The organism is Sphingomonas sp. P4_G2 (assembly GCF_056401155.1).
Map to the genome: position 1 here is coordinate 41,241 of NZ_JBFUJY010000012.1, position 14,808 is coordinate 56,048.

The 14,808-nt window shown below is 64.4% G+C and carries 18 protein-coding genes; 3 read left to right on the forward strand and 15 right to left on the reverse strand.

Going from position 1 to position 14,808, the window contains the following annotated elements; all coding sequences use genetic code 11:
- The first annotated feature begins 128 nt into the window (after positions 1-128).
- A complete protein-coding gene (gene argS / locus AC1DRD_RS21485) occupies positions 129-1,856 on the forward strand; it encodes an arginine--tRNA ligase (protein ID WP_478042961.1) in 1,728 nt (575 codons plus the stop codon).
- On the forward strand, positions 1,856-2,611 hold the full coding sequence (locus tag AC1DRD_RS21490) for an SPOR domain-containing protein (protein WP_478042962.1): 756 nt from the start codon (positions 1,856-1,858) through the stop codon (positions 2,609-2,611). Before argS ends, AC1DRD_RS21490 begins: the two co-directional genes overlap by 1 nt.
- Positions 2,612-2,929: 318 nt before the next feature.
- Here the strand turns inward: AC1DRD_RS21490 and AC1DRD_RS21495 are convergent, their stop codons facing one another.
- The 6 genes from AC1DRD_RS21495 to AC1DRD_RS21520 form a co-directional block, all read right to left on the reverse strand.
- A complete protein-coding gene (locus AC1DRD_RS21495; protein ID WP_478032634.1) occupies positions 2,930-3,820 on the reverse strand; it encodes a hemolysin family protein in 891 nt (296 codons plus the stop codon).
- A 9-nt stretch (positions 3,821-3,829) separates the two neighbouring features.
- Positions 3,830-4,339: an rRNA maturation RNase YbeY gene (gene ybeY / locus AC1DRD_RS21500; protein ID WP_478042963.1), complete on the reverse strand. Its 510-nt coding sequence runs from the start codon at positions 4,337-4,339 to the stop codon at positions 3,830-3,832.
- Between the two features lie 124 nt (positions 4,340-4,463).
- Positions 4,464-5,462, reverse strand: a complete 999-nt coding sequence (locus tag AC1DRD_RS21505) for a PhoH family protein (RefSeq protein ID WP_478042964.1) — start codon at positions 5,460-5,462, stop codon at positions 4,464-4,466.
- A 218-nt stretch (positions 5,463-5,680) separates the two neighbouring features.
- Entirely contained in the window at positions 5,681-6,004 is a 324-nt protein-coding gene (locus AC1DRD_RS21510) for a hypothetical protein (RefSeq protein WP_478032639.1), read from the reverse strand.
- A 5-nt stretch (positions 6,005-6,009) separates the two neighbouring features.
- Positions 6,010-6,477, reverse strand: a complete 468-nt coding sequence (locus AC1DRD_RS21515) for a hypothetical protein (protein ID WP_478042965.1) — start codon at positions 6,475-6,477, stop codon at positions 6,010-6,012.
- Between the two features lie 62 nt (positions 6,478-6,539).
- Positions 6,540-7,373 (reverse strand): oxidoreductase, encoded by an 834-nt coding sequence (locus AC1DRD_RS21520; protein WP_478032642.1) that lies wholly within the window; start codon positions 7,371-7,373, stop codon positions 6,540-6,542.
- A gap of 75 nt (positions 7,374-7,448) precedes the next feature.
- Between AC1DRD_RS21520 and AC1DRD_RS21525 the strand changes: the two genes are divergently transcribed.
- Positions 7,449-7,895, forward strand: coding sequence for a helix-turn-helix domain-containing protein (locus AC1DRD_RS21525; protein WP_478032644.1), 447 nt, complete (start codon positions 7,449-7,451; stop codon positions 7,893-7,895).
- Here the strand turns inward: AC1DRD_RS21525 and miaB are convergent.
- The 9 genes from miaB to AC1DRD_RS21570 all read right to left on the reverse strand — a co-directional run bounded on the left by miaB (position 7,892) and on the right by AC1DRD_RS21570 (position 14,735).
- Positions 7,892-9,205: a tRNA (N6-isopentenyl adenosine(37)-C2)-methylthiotransferase MiaB gene (gene miaB / locus AC1DRD_RS21530; protein ID WP_478042966.1), complete on the reverse strand. Its 1,314-nt coding sequence runs from the start codon at positions 9,203-9,205 to the stop codon at positions 7,892-7,894. The two genes, AC1DRD_RS21525 and miaB, sit on opposite strands and share 4 nt — an antisense overlap.
- Positions 9,206-9,215: 10 nt before the next feature.
- Positions 9,216-10,097 carry a lysophospholipid acyltransferase family protein gene (locus AC1DRD_RS21535; RefSeq protein WP_478042967.1) on the reverse strand — a complete coding sequence of 294 codons (882 nt, stop codon included), beginning with the start codon at positions 10,095-10,097 and terminating at the stop codon, positions 9,216-9,218.
- Positions 10,069-10,491 (reverse strand): Fur family transcriptional regulator, encoded by a 423-nt coding sequence (locus AC1DRD_RS21540; protein ID WP_066812252.1) that lies wholly within the window; start codon positions 10,489-10,491, stop codon positions 10,069-10,071. The genes AC1DRD_RS21535 and AC1DRD_RS21540 overlap by 29 nt, the downstream gene beginning before the upstream one ends.
- A gap of 266 nt (positions 10,492-10,757) precedes the next feature.
- On the reverse strand, positions 10,758-11,174 hold the full coding sequence (locus AC1DRD_RS21545; RefSeq protein ID WP_066812250.1) for a Ros/MucR family transcriptional regulator: 417 nt from the start codon (positions 11,172-11,174) through the stop codon (positions 10,758-10,760).
- A 108-nt stretch (positions 11,175-11,282) separates the two neighbouring features.
- The gene (gene rimI, locus AC1DRD_RS21550) at positions 11,283-11,753 is read right to left on the reverse strand and encodes a ribosomal protein S18-alanine N-acetyltransferase (RefSeq protein WP_478042968.1); all 471 of its coding nucleotides are present in this window, start codon (positions 11,751-11,753) and stop codon (positions 11,283-11,285) included.
- Positions 11,750-12,388 (reverse strand): tRNA (adenosine(37)-N6)-threonylcarbamoyltransferase complex dimerization subunit type 1 TsaB, encoded by a 639-nt coding sequence (tsaB, locus tag AC1DRD_RS21555; protein WP_478042969.1) that lies wholly within the window; start codon positions 12,386-12,388, stop codon positions 11,750-11,752. Before tsaB ends, rimI begins: the two co-directional genes overlap by 4 nt.
- Positions 12,389-12,539: 151 nt before the next feature.
- Positions 12,540-13,130, reverse strand: coding sequence for a malonic semialdehyde reductase (locus AC1DRD_RS21560; RefSeq protein WP_478032653.1), 591 nt, complete (start codon positions 13,128-13,130; stop codon positions 12,540-12,542).
- 46 nt (positions 13,131-13,176) lie between these two features.
- A complete protein-coding gene (locus AC1DRD_RS21565; RefSeq protein WP_478032694.1) occupies positions 13,177-13,752 on the reverse strand; it encodes a NifU family protein in 576 nt (191 codons plus the stop codon).
- 125 nt (positions 13,753-13,877) lie between these two features.
- Positions 13,878-14,735 (reverse strand): aspartyl/asparaginyl beta-hydroxylase domain-containing protein, encoded by an 858-nt coding sequence (locus AC1DRD_RS21570; RefSeq protein ID WP_478042970.1) that lies wholly within the window; start codon positions 14,733-14,735, stop codon positions 13,878-13,880.
- Positions 14,736-14,808: the final 73 nt, after the last annotated feature.

The following is a 14,808-nucleotide window of genomic DNA, read 5'->3' on the forward strand; positions in this document are numbered from 1 at the left end:
CCAATTAATGATACAACATTACATAGTCAATCGCGTTGGCGTTGAATATGATGGCTGACACCGCAAATTTGAGTGTGGCGCGCGCTTGGTCTAAGGGCGCGCCTTCTCCTTATCGTTGGACCCCAGGAATGACCCTCTACACCCGCTTTGCCGCGCATATCGACGCGGCGCTCGATGCCCTGACCGCGCATGGCGACTTGCCGAGCGGGCTGGGGCGAGGCGCGGTGACGGTCGAGCCGCCGCGCGATGCCAGCCATGGCGATCTCGCGACCAACGCCGCGATGGTGCTGGCCAAGCCGGCCGGGACCAATCCGCGCGTGCTGGCCGACAAGATCGCGGCGGAACTGGGCAAGCTCGACGAAGTCGCGAGTGTTGCCGTCGCGGGCCCCGGCTTCATCAACATGACGCTGACCGACGACACGTGGCGCAACGAACTCGCCGCGATCATCGATGGCGGCGCCGATTACGGCCGCTCGACCAAGGGGCTCGGCCAGACGGTCAATGTCGAATACGTCTCGGCCAATCCGACCGGGCCGATGCATATGGGCCATTGCCGTGGCGCGGTGGTCGGCGATGCGCTCGCCGCCTTGCTCGAATGGGGCGGCTACAAGGTCATCCGCGAATATTATGTCAATGATGCCGGCGGCCAGGTCGATACGCTCGCGCGCTCGGCGCACTTGCGGTACCGCGAGGCGCTGGGCGAGGGCGTCGGCGAAATCCCCGAGGGCCTGTACCCGGGCGACTATCTGATCCCGGTCGGCCAGGCACTGGCGACCGAGTTCGGTGACAAGTTCGTGTCGGCGCCCGAGAGCGACTGGCTGGTGCTGTTCCGCAAGATCGCGGTCGCGCAGATGCTGGTGCTGATCAAGGACGATCTGGCCCTACTCGGCATCCATCACGACCTGTTCTCGTCCGAGGCCGAGTTGCAGGCGGCGAAGAAGCCCGAAGCAGCCGAGAAGGAATTGCGCGCGCGGGGGCTGATCTATGACGGTGTACTCGAAGCGCCCAAGGGCGAGACGCCCGAGGATTGGGAGCCGGTCGAGCTGCCGCTGTTCCGCTCGTCGCAATATGGCGACGATCAGGACCGGCCGATCAAGAAGTCGGATGGCAGCTGGACCTATTTCGGCGCCGATCTCGCTTATCATTGGCAGAAGGCGCAGACCGCCGACGCGCTGATCGATATCTGGGGCGCCGATCATGCCGGCACGGTCAAGCGGATCGTCGCGGCGGTGCAAGCGCTGACCGGCGGCAAGACCCGGTTCGACGTTAAGCTGGTGCAGATGGTGCGGCTGCTGCGCGCCGGCGAGCCGGTCAAGATGTCGAAGCGTTCCGGTAACTTCGTGACGCTGGCTGACGTGGTGCGCGAAGTCGGCAAGGACGTCGTCCGCTTCACCATGCTGACGCGCAAGGCCGATGCCCAGATGGACTTCGATTTCGCCAAGGTGGTGGAGGCGTCGAAGGACAATCCGGTGTTCTATGTCCAGTACGCCCATGCGCGAGTCGCATCGCTCAAGCGGCGTGCGGCCGAGGCCGGGATCGCGTGCAATGGCGTCGACCTGTCCCAGCTTGATACGGAGGACTTGCGGCTGGTGAAGCTCGCGGCGCAGTTCCCTCGGGTGGTGGAGACCGCGGCGGCGGCGCGTGAGCCGCACCGGATTGCCTTTTATCTCTACGACTTGGCGGCAGAGTTTCACGCGCAATGGAATGTCGGCAACGATCGTCCGGAGCGCCGCTACCTGATTCCCGACCGTCCCGACCTCACCTGCGCGCGGCTTTTCCTCGGCGACGCTATCGGGCAGATTGTCCGCAACGGTCTCGCCATCATGGGGGTCGAGGCCGTCCAGGAGATGAAGTGATGGCGGGCGAAGAGGACGAATATGTGGCGTCGGAGCCTGTGCCCGAACCCGCGGCACGCGATGAGGACCGACTGCCCTGGCTCGAAACCGCGGCGGACGACGAGGATGAGGGGCCCTCGCTTGGTCGTCTCGTGGGTCTCGTCCTGCTCGGGCTGGTCGCGCTCGGAGCGGTGCTCGGCGGCGTCTATTGGTGGAAACATCGCGCGCCCGCGCCGGGCAATGGCGATCTGATCGCCGCGCAGGAAGGCGATTACAAGGTCAAGCCCGAGGATCCCGGCGGCCTCAAGGTCGATGGCGAAGGTGACGCTTCGGTCGCGACGAGCGGCGGCAATGGCGGCGGCAACAGCCAGATCGCGGTGACCAAACTGCCCGAGGCGCCGGTCGCCGGCACCCGGGCGGCGGCCAACGCGAAAACCGGACCGGGCAGTTCGGTCGCGACGACCAGCGTGGCGGGCTCGCGCGGCAAGCTGGTGGCACCGCCACCGGGCAAGCCGATCGCGGTCGCCAATGGCGGTGGCGGCGGTGCGTTGGTCCAGCTCGGCGCTTTCCCGAGCGAAGTCGCGGCCAACACGGCGTGGACGCGGGAATCGAAGCGCTTCAATTACATCGCCAATCTCGGCAAGTCGGTCGAGAAGGCGGAGGTCAACGGCCGCACTTTCTACCGCCTCAAGGTCAATGCCGGCAGCGCGGGCGCGGCGCAGGAATTATGCGGCAAGCTGAAGGTGGCGGGCGAGGCGTGCATCGTCACGAATTGACGACGCCTTACGCGGTTTGAACAAGGTGGGAATGGAAGGCCGGGGTTGATCCCCGGCCTTTTTTGTCCGGACTTGGCGACCCTGTCGTTTCGGTCGCATTCGACCTTAGGTTGGGACTGATATTCCCGTCATCATCCCCGCGGAATCCTTCCGTCGCCCCAGCGCACCTTCCGTCGCCCCAGCGCACCTCCCGTCACCCCAGCGAAAGCTGGGGTCTCTGGCGGTGACGCGATGCCGCTTGAGATCCCAGCTTTCGCTGGGATGACGAGTCTTGGAAATGGATCGCTTTAAGAACAACGGCTTATTTGGGTTCTCAACCTAGGACTCGGCGCCTTCGGGGATCGGCTTGGGCGGGTGAAGGCGTAACCGTTCGATGCGGCGCGAATCCGCTTCGAGCACTTCGAGCGTCCAGCCCGACGGTGTCTCCAGGCATTCGCCCTTGAGCGGGACGCGGCCGGCGAGCACCGCCGCGAGGCCACCCAGCGTGTCGACATCCTCGTCATGTTCGGCGAGGCGTGGATCGATCGTCGCGCCGACGTCCTCGAGCTCGACGCGGGCGTCGGCATCCCAGGCCCCGCCGTCCAGCGGCACGAGCAACGCCTCGGGCGCGTCGTCATGCTCGTCCTCGATATCGCCGACGATCTCCTCGATCAGGTCCTCGATCGTGACCAGGCCTTCGGTGCCCGAATATTCGTCGAGCACGATCGCCAGGTGGACGCGTTTCGATTGCATGTCGACGAGCAGGTCGAGTGCGCCGCGCGACATCGGGACGTAGAGCGGCTGACGGATCAGGTCGGCAATGTCCTCGGGATGTGGCACGCCGGTGGCCAGGATCGCGAACACGTCCTTGACGTGGATCATCCCGATCACTTCGTCGAGGCTGCCGCGATACACCGGCAGGCGGCTATGTCCCGCTTCGGCGAACAACTGGACGAGGCCGGCGAAGCTGGTCTTCTCTTCGACCGCGACGATGTCCGCGCGCGGCACGCCGACATCGCCCGCGTCGCGCTCGCCGAAATGGAGCAGGTTGCGGACCATCTGGCGCTCGAGTTGCGACAGGTCGCCGGCGGCATCGGGAGCCGGATCGTCCTCGTGACGTTCGATCACGTCCTCGAGCTGATCACGTAGCGTCGGTTCGTGTTCTCCGAACAGCGACTTCAGCTTGCGCCAGATACTGTCGCCGGCGTCGGTACTGGGGCCCTCGGGCATTGTAGTCGGTCAGTCCTCTTCGATCAAATAGGGGTCGTCGATGCCGAGCGAGGCGAGCGCGTCGGTCTCGATCGCTTCCATCGCTTCGGCCTCGCGGTCGTTCATGTGGTCATAACCTAGCAGATGCAGCACGCCGTGCACGATCAAATGAGTCGCATGCGTTTCGATCGGGATATTGCGCTCTGCCGCCTCGGCCGCGCAGACGCCATGGGCCAGCACGATATCGCCCAGCAATACCTCGCCATCGTCCGAATTCTGCGTCACCGTTTCGAGCAGATCGGCCTGGACCATCGGGAAGCTGAGGACGTTGGTCGGCTTGTCCTTGTGGCGGTATTGGCGATTGAGCGTGTGGACTTCGTCGTCCGATGTCAGGCGCAGCGAAATCTCGACCGCGGCGGGGATGGTCAGCAGTTCGCCGTGCGGCGTGCGATCGATCGCGGCGCGCGCGGCGCGATCGGCGAGGGCGTCCCAATCGCGATCCGGCCAAGGGGCTTCATGGGCGAGGGCGATTTCAAGCATCAGTAGCCCCTCCCCTTCAGGGGAGGGGTTGGGGTGGGGGATGCCTCGCAGAGCCCGTCGCTTGTGACTGCCCCACCCCAAACCCCTCCCCTGAAGGGGAGGGGCTTAGCAATGCTTACCCCGCTCACGCGTGCGGCCCCTCATACGCCTCGACGATGCGCCCGACGATCGGATGGCGCACCACATCGGCGGCGGTGAAGCGGCTCATCGCAATGCCCTCGATTCCTTCCAGCCGGGTGACCGCGTCGCGCATGCCCGACGCCTCGACACCGCCGGGCAAGTCGACCTGGTTCGGGTCGCCGCAGATCACCATCCGGCTGCGCTCGCCGAAGCGGGTCAGGAACATCTTCATCTGCGCGGGCGTGGTGTTCTGCGCCTCGTCGAGGATGATGAAGGCGTCGGCCAGGGTGCGCCCACGCATGAAGGCGATCGGCGCGATCTCGATCTCGCCCGAACTGATCCGTCGCTCGACCTGTTCGGCGGGCAGGCAGTCGTTGAGCGCGTCGTAGAGCGGACGGAGATAGGGATCGACCTTCTCCTTCATGTCGCCGGGCAGGAAGCCGAGCTTCTCGCCCGCCTCGACCGCCGGGCGCGACAGGATCAGCCGCTGGACGCTGCCGGTGATCAGCTGCGACACCGCTTGGGCCACCGCGAGATAGGTCTTGCCGGTGCCCGCCGGTCCGAGCGCGAAGATCATGTCATTGGTGGTCAGCTCGCGCATGTAATGCGCCTGGGCGGGCGTGCGCGGGACGATCGTCTTCTTGCGCGTGCGGATCATGATCGGCGGCGCCGGACTGGCTTCCGCGCTGATGATCCCGTCGAGCACCGGCTCCGACGCCATCGCGATCGACGCGTCGACCAGGCCGGTGTCGATATCCTCGCCGCGCTGCAGGCGCTTGTAGAGATCGTAGAGCACGTCGCGGCCCATCGCGACCTGCTCGGCCGACCCCTCCAGCCCGACGCGATTGCCGCGCGCGGTGATGTAGATGCCCAGGCGATGTTCGAGCGCGACCAGATTCTGGTCATATTGCCCGAAAAGTTGCGCGAGCAGCTGTGGCTTGTCGAAGGTCAGCTCGACCCGGCTGCGTTCACCGGATTGGGCGGGGACAGGCTTGCGGCTCATGCGGTCCTTTCTGGGCATAGGGATGGGTGGAGCGGCAAATAGCCGGCTTTCATGACAGCGCCGAACGAGGCCATGCGGAAGCTGGTTCCGTCAGGCACAAGGGCGGAAAGGGCGTCGCTCATCCGTGTGTGACGATGGCAGATCGGATGCGGAGAGGACAGCGCAAATCAGTGCGTCTGTCGCAAAAAGCTGGACCGCTGTTGCTCAATCGCCTCGCCTTATAGGCAATCGCCGAATCGGATGCACACGAAGGTCACGCCCCACATGATTTCGACTGTGCAGGCGATCGGGACGATCACGATCGCCGCCAGCGCCTTCATCCACGGCTTCAACGGCAGCAGGACGACGCCGACCAGACTGAGGAGCGGAATGGTCAGGCCGAGCGCGGGTCCTAGCCACCCGCGGGTGGCCGGGAGATCACGCGTCGCATAGGCGACAATCGTTTCCCAGATCAGCGGGATCGGCAGGATCAGCAGCGCGCCGAGCCACAGCCGCCGTGAAGCGGGATGCGTGACGTCGACGGGATCGATGGCGTCGTTCACCGGGCTCAGGACCGGCCTTGCGTCATCGCTCGCCCGACATAGGCGATCGGCCAGCCAAAGCCGATGACATGGATGGCGAAGCTCAGCGCCATCATCGTCGGGTTGGTAGTCGGCTTGTAGCCAACCGCCGACATCGGCAACACGACCCAGTTCATCACGACATAGGCGACGATCGCGCAGAGCAGGCCGCCGATCAGCGGGCGGCTATAGAGGAACGGCAGGCGCGTGGCCGCGGCGATATAGGCGCCCGCCGCGACGACCGAGATGAGAATGTGGTAGAATATGCCGAGCAGCACCGCCGGCGTTCCGCCGATATAAGCGGCCTTGCCCATTGTCCCGCTGGCGATCGACTGGAACACGATCCCCGGCGAATTGCCCAGCGACGCCTGGATCGGCAGCACGAAGATCATCTCGATCGCGGCGGCGGCGATGCCGGCGACCAACGCCGCGGTCAGATAGTTTTTGGCGGTCATCGGTTCCTCCCCCTCGTCGGCGGAGAGGATGCCAGATGCCGCCTTCGACCGCCATATCCGGTTCAGCCAAGCTTTCCCGACTGGCTCACCCGCCACATCAACGGATCGAGCAAGCTGTCCGGCAAGACGTTGCGCAGGAACATGAACAGCTTGGCGCCACCCCCGATCGCGTAACGCGCTTTCGGGCTCCTCGTATCGGCGATCCGCGCGATCCCCTTCGCGACGACGTCGGGCGGGGAGACGATCGACGACGTGTCGGCGCTCCCCAGCGTCGCGGCATGACGCAGCGCATAGGGTGCGTAGTCGGTCTTGCCCGACCGTTCGACCAGGCTCTCGTGCGCGATGCCGGCCCATTCGGTGCGGATCGCGCCGGGTTCGACGATCACGACGCGGATGCCGAACGGGCGGAGTTCCATCCGCAGGCAGTCGCTCAGCCCTTCGACCGCGAATTTGGTGGCGTGGTACCAGCTGCCGAATGGCTCGCCGAACCGCCCGCCGATCGACGTGACGTTGACGATCGTGCCGCTACGCTGGGCGCGCATCATCGGTGTGGTGAGCTGACACAGGCGTGCAAGGCCGAACAGATTGACCTCGACCTGGCGCCGCGCCTCGCTCATCGGCACGTCCTCAAGCGCGCCATAGCTGCCATAACCGGCATTGTTGACCAGCAGGTCGAGGCGGCCGGCGTCGCGCCTGATCGTCTCAACCGCGGCGATGATAGACGCGTCGTCGGTCAGGTCTAGCGGCAGCAATGTGGCGCCCGCCGCCTCCAACTCCTTCATCCGGTCGAGCCGGCGCGCGGCAGCGAACACGCGCCAGCCACGCTCGATCAATTGCCGCGCGGTAGCCTCGCCGATCCCGGCTGAAGCGCCGGTCACTAGCGCGATCCTGATCATGGAAAATGCTCCTCTTGATTCGATGGAGCACGAGCATATAACCGTGGACCATAGTCCATGGTCAAGGGATAAAAGATGCTGATTTCGGAATTTGCGCGGCGCGCGGAACTCAGCACCGACACGGTCCGCTTCTATGTCCGAAAGGGCCTGCTCGCACCCGGGACGGGGATGAAGGGCGGCTCCAACCCGTACCAGATCTTCTCCGATCAGGATCTTGAGGCGGCGCGGATGATCCGCATGGCGCAAGGCCTGGGCTTTTCGTTGCGCGAGATCGCCGCGCTGGCGGCCGAGTATAATGCGGGGAGGATGACACCCGAACGCAGCTTGGAGTTGATGCGCATCCAGCTCGCGCGGCTGGAGGAAAAGGCGGCCCAGATCGGCGCCATGGTCACCTATACGCGCGCAAAGGTGGCGTGGCTGGAAGCGGGACAGCGCGGTGCGGAGCCGACGTTCGGCGAATTCGAAGGCTGTATGCCTGACGCGTTAGCCGGCGCTGATGCGAAGGAGCGCGTGGCAGGTTAGGCGGCCACCGGTATTCGCTCGACGCCCGCTAGCGAGTTGGGGCCGGCGCTGACGATCTCGACCTCGACGAGATCACCGATCTCGGCATTGGTGATCAGGTGGATCGATTGCAGCCAGGGCGACTTGCCGAGCATCTGGCCAGGCAGCTTGCCCTTGCGCTCGATCAGTACCTGGCAGGTGTGGCCGACACTCGCGGCGTTGAACGCGGCCTGGTCGCGGTTGAGCGCGCCCTGCAGGCGCTGGAGCCGCTCATCCATCACCTCGGGCGCGATCTGACCATCCATGTCGGCTGCGGGCGTGCCCGGGCGCGGGCTGTATTTGAAGCTGAACGCCTGGGCGTAGCCGACCTCGTCGATCAGGCTCAGCGTGTCTTCGAACTCAGCCTCGGTCTCGCCGGGGAAGCCGACGATGAAATCGCCGCTCAGCGCGATATCGGGCCGCACCGCGCGGACGCGGTCGAGGATGCGCAGGTACGAATCGCGGCTGTGACTGCGGTTCATCGCCTTGAGGATGCGATCGTTCCCCGCCTGCACCGGCAGATGGAGGAACGGCATCAATTTTTCGACGTCGCGATGCGCGGCGATCAGGCCGTCGGTCATGTCGTTGGGATGGCTGGTCGTATAACGGATCCGTGCCAGGCCCGGGATGCGGTCGAGCTCGCTGATCAGCGCGCCGAGATCGCGATCGCCATCGGACCAGGCATTCACGTTCTGGCCGAGCAGCGTGATTTCCTTGGCGCCGGCATCGACCAACGCCTTGGCTTCGTCGACCAGGGCACCCCAGCCTCGGCTGATCTCCGCGCCGCGGGTATAGGGAACGACGCAATAGGTGCAGAATTTGTCGCACCCTTCCTGCACCGTCAGGAACGCGGTCGGGCCGACCTTGCGCCGCGCGGGCAGCGCGCCGAATTTCGAGAGGACCGGCATGTCGGTATCGAGCCCGAGTTCGCCGCGCGACGCCTTGGCGACCAGATCGGGTAGATTGTGATAGGCTTGCGGGCCGACGACGATGTCGACCTTGGCGCGATGCGCGATCTCGACGCCCTCCGCCTGCGCCACGCAGCCGGCGACCGCGATCATCGGATCGTTGCCGTGCTTCCTGAGGCGCCCGATGTCCGAATAGACCTTTTCGGTCGCCTTTTCGCGGATGTGGCAGGTGTTGAGCACGACTAGATCGGCGGCATTGGCATCGTCGGTCGCGGTCAGGCCTTGGGCTGCCATCAACTCGGTCATGCGCTCGCCGTCATAGACGTTCATCTGGCAGCCGAACGACTTGACGTGAAAGGTTTTGGGATTGGTGGGCTTCGTCATGGGCCGGCGCCTATAGCAGGTCCTCTCCGGGACGGGGAGGGGTTCGTCCTGCCCAGACATCGTGCCCGATGAACGTCGGGACATCATGGCCCAGCGCTGCCGCCAGCGCCTCGCGGATGCGGCGCATGCTTTCCGCCGCGATCGCCTTGCGGCCGGGAAAATCGCGCGGATCGAACGGATCGAGGAAAGTGATGCACAACCGGAAATTGCCCGGCCGCGCGAGCACACGCAGCGCATTATCCTTGCCGTGCTCGTCGCCGATCCAGCCGATATCCGGCCCCACCTCGCCATAATCGAGCAGCACTGGCTGGACGAGGACGCCCGCGGGTGGTGGCTCCAGCACCTTCAACAGCGGCGACTTGAACGGCAGCAGCGAGCGGCCGTCGGTGGTGGTGCCTTCGGGGAATACCGTGACCGACCAGTTTTCGGCGAGCGCCTCGCGCAGCCGGTTGATCTGCTCGGCGACGCCCAGTCTGTCTTCGCGCGAGACGAAGACGGTGCGGTTGAGGGTCGAGAGCCAACCGACCACCGGCGCCTTGCGCAACTCCGCCTTGGCGACGAACGCGGTGCCGCTCGCCCCGGCGATCGCCAGGATGTCGATCCAGCTGCAATGGTTGGAGATGTAGAAGACGTCGCGCTTGAGCGGCGTGCCGATCCGCTCGACGCGCGCACCCGAACAATAGCCGGCCCAGGCGAGGAACAGGCGCGGCCACGGCGAACTCAGGTGCAGCAAGCGCCAGCAATAATGGAGTGGAACGAACAGAATGAGCCCGGCGACCATGCCGGCGGCGCGCCGCCAGATACGGAGTCGGCCAGTCAATGGAATCGGCTGCGGTTTCCCCCTGGCCGCCTGAAGGCGAGCCTCAATCCTTGCGGGAGAGGCTGACTCCATACAGCTCCATCCGGTGATCGACGAGGCGGAAGCCCAGCTTCTCCGCGATCTGTTTCTGGAGCTGTTCGAGCTCGGGATCGACGAACTCGATGACCCGGCCGGTCTCGACGTCGATCAGATGGTCGTGATGCGCCTCAGGCGAGGGCTCGTAGCGCGCGCGTCCGTCGCCGAAATCGTGGCGGTCGAGAATGCCGGCTTCCTCGAACAGGCGAACGGTGCGGTAGACGGTCGCGATCGAGATGCCGGGATCGATCGCAGATGCACGGGCATAGACCTTCTCGACGTCGGGATGATCCTCCGCCTCACTCAGCACGCGAGCGATCACGCGCCGCTGGTCGGTGATGCGCAATCCTTTTTCGTGACAAAGGGCTTCGAGGTCGATGTTGCGCGCCATAGGACCGATATAGGCGCAACACCCTTGTTGCGAAAGTAGAGAGTTATTCGCAATTAGCGGAGACATGCCAACGGCATGTCCGGATCATGCGGTGCATGATCCGCCTCGTAGCTCCCGAGCGATAGCGAGGGGCGGCACGTGCGATACTAAACGAAAAAGGCCGGGAGTGATCCCGGCCTTTCGTTTTTGGCTTCCGGCTTCGCCGGAACGATTGGATCGACCATGCCCCGCACAGTCGAGATCGCCCTTCGGCGATCCGGGTCCAATCACTTGGTCTTGCGGCGCTTCGTGCCCAGACCGATCTTCTTCGCCAAGGTACGGCGCTGTTCGGCATAGTTCGGCGCGACCATCGGATAGTCGGCGGCCAGGTTCCACTTGGCGCGATACTGTTCCGGCGTCATCTGATAATGCGTCATCAGGTGGCGCTTGAGCATCTTGAGCTTCTTGCCGTCCTCAAGGCAGACGATATAGTCGGGCTTGATCGAAGCGCGGATCGAAACCGCCGGTTCCTGCTTCGGCTCGGGCGCCGGCGCCTGCGGGGTGAGACGCGAGAGCCCGCGATAGATGTTCTGGATGACCAGTTCGATATCCGAAACGGCGACGTTGTTGTTACCGAGAAATTCGGCTGCAATATCGGCGGTCAACGTGACCAAAGTTTCCTGCATATCGTTGGTGTTGTCCATCGTGATTCCTTCGACCCTATACGTAAGATTTGCGATCCCCCAACGCCGCGGGGCTTTGATCCATTTTGGATAGAAGTGCAAGGACTAACCCCAAGCAAATGAGATTATTCACGCAATCTTGCGATGAAGCGTTAGCGCCGAATAAGTCCTGCCATCGACTCCGCGATAATAGTCGCGGCGTTCGCCGATCTTGGAAAAGCCAGAACTGCTGTATAATTTTATAGCGTCGTTGCCGGCGCGGACTTCCAGATGGATGCGCGAAATCTTGCGAGCGGCGCAATCGGCCATCACCGCGCGAAGCAAGGCCGCACCGACACCGCGCCGGCGGGCTTCGGGCATGACTGCGAGCAACAATAACTCGGCTTCGTCCAGCACGCCGCGCGTCAATGCGAAACCGACGGCGCGACCGTTGAGTTCTGCGATCGTCAGCCACACGCCGGGAACTGCCAATATTCCGATCACCTGACTTCGCGTCCACGCCTCGCCCCAGCGCGCGTCGAAGGCGTCCGCCATGATCCGGTCGACCCGATCGAGATCGCGGACATCGCCGTCGCGCAGATCGATCGCCGCGGTGCTCATGCGCCTGGCTTTTCTGGCGCCATGGGCTTGGCGTCGGGTGCACGGCCATAGATCGGACGCGGCGGCAAGCTGGTCAGGGCGAGGGGCAGCAGGGGCAGGGCCGCCGCGTTGGGAAGCGCACCCCCGGGAGCCGAGCGAGGATCGTCAAAGCTAAGCCAGCGCAAACCATCGCCGACAGCGTGCATACCCCCGAGCTTGCGCCGGGCATCAACCGGAGAAAGAGATTCCAGCGGGCCGTGGACTCGCACCGGGGGGCCGTAGAACGTCTGCATGAAGACCTCGCCATGCCCGCCTTCCAGCACAACGGCAAGAGGGCCGGCGATCGATTGGTCGCTCGCAAAGGCGGCGGCCGCGACGAGCGGCAGAGAGGAGAAACCCTGTACCGGCACGCCCCAGCCCAAACCGAGTCCGCGCGCGGCGGCGATGCCGACGCGGATGCCGGTAAAGCTGCCCGGACCGCAATCGACCAGGATCGCGTCGGCACGGCCACCATCGGGCAATGCCGCGATCATCGGCACCAGCCGTTCGGCATGACCCCGCCCGACGACCTCATGCGCCGACGCGACCACCGCGGCCCCTTCGATCAGGGCAACCGAACAGGCGGCGGTGGCGGTTTCGATGACGAGCGTGCGCATTTGACCGTCATGCCAGCGAACGAGCGTCGGGTTAAGTGTGCCCCGTACACTTAAGGCCCTCACACTTAAGGATCGTCCGGGGGACGATCCGACCCGACGCTTATCTCAAGCCTCTTGAGACCCCAGCTTGCGCTGGGGTGACGATTTTTTCTCAGAGAACTGTGTTGAACTTCTCGAATGCCGGCCGCGGCAGGCGGCCGAAGATGCTCGCCGGGTCGCCATGACCGAGTGTCGAGAGGATCGTCGAGCGGTAATTGGGCTGGTCGGCGAAGAAAGCGGCATCGACCGCGGCGTTGTTGAACCCGGTCATCGGGCCGGTGTCGAACCCCAAGGCGCGCGCGGCGATGATGAAATAGGCGGCCTGCAGCGTTGAGTTGAGGAAAGCGTGGCGCTCGCGCGATACCGGCTCGGCGAACCAGGGCCGCGCGTCGACGTGCGGGAAGAATTCCGGCAGATGCTCGTGGAATTCCGTGTCATAGGCGATGATCACACTGGCCGGCGCCTTGCGGATCTTGTCGGCATTGGTCGCGCTGGCGGCGGTGGCGAGCTTGTCCTTGGCGTCCTGGCTCAACAACCATACGAACCGCGCGGGCTGCTGGTTGGCCGAGGTCGGGCCCATCTTCACCAGCTCGTAGATCGCCTTGATATCGTCCTGGGTGACCGGTGCGTCGGTATAGCCGTTATAGGTGCGCGCGGTGCGGAAGATCGTGTCGAGTGCGCTGTCCGTGAGCTTCTCGCCCATGGCCATTCTCCTGTATTGATGCGTGAAAGACGTCGACCGGCGCAGCTCAGACCGCACGAACCTCGGTAACTTCGGGAACGTAATATTTGAGCAATTGCTCGATGCCGTTCTTGAGTGTCGCGGTCGAGGACGGACAGCCTGAGCACGCGCCCTGCATGCGCAGGAATACCTTCCCCTTCTCGAACCCCTGATAGATGATGTCGCCGCCGTCATTCGCGACGGCAGGGCGGACGCGCGTATCGATCAGTTCGCGGATCTGCGCGACGATCTCGGCATCGGCGGGATCGTCGTTCAGGCCCGCATCGTCTCCAGGAACGCTGATACCAGCCGCGGACGCCGGCTTGAACAGTGGCATGCCGGCAGAGAAATGGTCGAGCAGGATCGCCAGCACGTCGGGCTTCAGTCCCGGCCAGTCGACACCCGGACCCGCCGTGACCGAAACGAAATCGCGGCCGAAGAACACTCCGGTGACATCGCCCAGGTTGAACAGCGCCTCGGCGAGCGGCGACGCGTCAGCCTCTTCAGGTGTCGCAAAGTCGCGCGTACCCGCGTCCATCACGGTCCGGCCGGGCAGGAACTTTAGGGTCGCCGGATTGGGCGTGGCTTCGGTTTCGATCAGCATATTCATGATGTGGGCCGTAAGGTGCTCCGGATCAAGCGCCGATGGGGAAACCTATTGTTGCCATGGGCGGGCTATCCCTATTGGCGTTCGGTCGTTCACCGCCGCCTGCCAGGCGCGCGAAACGCTCAGACGTCGAGCTGTTTCACAGCGTCGTTCCAGGCCATCACGTTATCGCGCGCTTCCTGGACGAAGGCCGAGCGGCGGACGACGTTGAGGAACGTGTCGGCGATCCACTTGCCGGGGTTGCGCAGCGGGCGCTTGATCTGGATGAGCAGGACGACACGGATATTGTCGGTGTCGTTCCACACTTCGTGATCATAGGTGTCGTCGAACACCAGGGTCTCGCCCTCGGCCCAGCGCACGATACGGTCGTCGACGCGCATCCGGACGTCGCCGTCCCTGGGCACGATCAGGCCGAGGTGGCACGTGATCAGCCCCTTGGTCACGCCGCGATGCGCCGGGATGTGGGTGCCCGGCGCGAGGATCGAAAAGAACGCGCTGTTGAGGTTGGGAATCTTCGCGACGGTCGCGGTGGTCGTCGGACAGCGCTCGATATTCTCGTCGATCCGATAACCGTACCCCCACAAGAAGAAACTGCGCCACTTGTTGACCGGGGCGATCGCGCGATGGTCGGGCGAAATGCTCGACAGCGAGGGTGATTTGTCGCCCATCGCCGCGTCGAGCATCTCGTCGCGGATCGCTTGCCAATTGTCGCGCAGATGCTGGGTCCAGGGGAAGTCGCGGACGTCGAGCACCGGGTCGTTCGGCACCAGTGACGACGAGGCGATCATCCGGTCGAAGAACCCGCGCAAATGCTTGCCATAGCGGATGATGAACGGCCGCTTCTCGGCCTTGCCGCCGATCGGCGCGCCATCGGATTGGGGCGTGCCCGATATCACGGTCATATTGGGCACGCTGCCTTCGGCGACGTTGCCCGATTTCTGCCGCAATACTGACGGCTCCAGCTGCTGATCGACGCTCACAAAGCCTCTTCATCGTCCAACGGGACCGGCACCAAATGTCGCACGAGGGCCGATCGAGCCAAAAAATGTCGAA